This window comes from Mycobacterium sp. E183, from assembly GCF_001667735.1.
GTDB lineage: Bacteria > Actinomycetota > Actinomycetes > Mycobacteriales > Mycobacteriaceae > Mycobacterium.
Genome location: NZ_LZJN01000205.1, coordinates 1 through 629 on the forward strand (window position 1 = coordinate 1; position 629 = coordinate 629).

Consider the following 629-nt stretch of genomic DNA (forward strand, 5'->3'; position numbering starts at 1 on the left):
ACCTGCACATCGTCGGACCCAACATGGCCACCCAGCCCTACGGCATCGGGGTCAACCTGACCAACACCGGGCTGGTCCGGTTCGTCAACGGCACCCTGGAGCGGATCCGCCGCGACGGCACGTGGAACACGTTGTACCGCAAGTGGTTGACGGTGCTGGGGCCCGCGCCCGCGCCACCGACGCCGAGGTGGCGGACCGGTGGCAGCACCCGCGTCCCCACCGTCACCCGGTCTTGCGGATCGCTGTCCAGGGTGCCCAGCGAGATGTGCGGAAAGTCGTCGTCGTCATCGTCGAAGTCGGGTCGGAACAGCGCCTGGGTGGCCTGGATGCGCCCCGTGGTCGGGCCGCCGCCCTGCGTGTCCGGCGGTTGGGTGCCCGGGCTTTCGTCGGCGCCGGTTTCCGGCTGCTCGATCTTCTCCGACTCGGCCATCAGTCCAGATACCTCGGCGTCGGTGGCGCGGGCGCGGGCCCCAGCACCGTCAACCACTTGCGGTACAACGTGTTCCACGTGCCGTCGCGGCGGATCCGCTCCAGGGTGCCGTTGACGAACCGGACCAGCCCGGTGTTGGTCAGGTTGACCCCGATGCCGTAGGGCTGGGTGGCCATGTTGGGTCCGACGATGTGCAGGT

General features: G+C 69.3%; 1 protein-coding gene and 2 pseudogenes. 1 reads left to right on the forward strand and 2 read right to left on the reverse strand.

The annotated features are described in order from the left end of the window. Positions 1-191 (forward strand): annotated as a pseudogene (locus tag A5691_RS27665) (transporter substrate-binding domain-containing protein); the annotation flags it as partial. Here A5691_RS27665 and A5691_RS27670 read toward each other — a convergent pair. Both A5691_RS27670 and A5691_RS25395 read right to left on the reverse strand, forming a co-directional pair. Beyond that, positions 176-430: pseudogene (locus A5691_RS27670) on the reverse strand (serine/threonine protein kinase); the annotation flags it as partial. The pseudogenes A5691_RS27665 and A5691_RS27670 sit on opposite strands and share 16 nt — an antisense overlap. After that, the coding region (locus tag A5691_RS25395) for a transporter substrate-binding domain-containing protein (RefSeq protein ID WP_156669951.1) at positions 430-629 on the reverse strand (200 nt) is incomplete at its 5' end. The gene A5691_RS25395 and the pseudogene A5691_RS27670, both read right to left, overlap by 1 nt.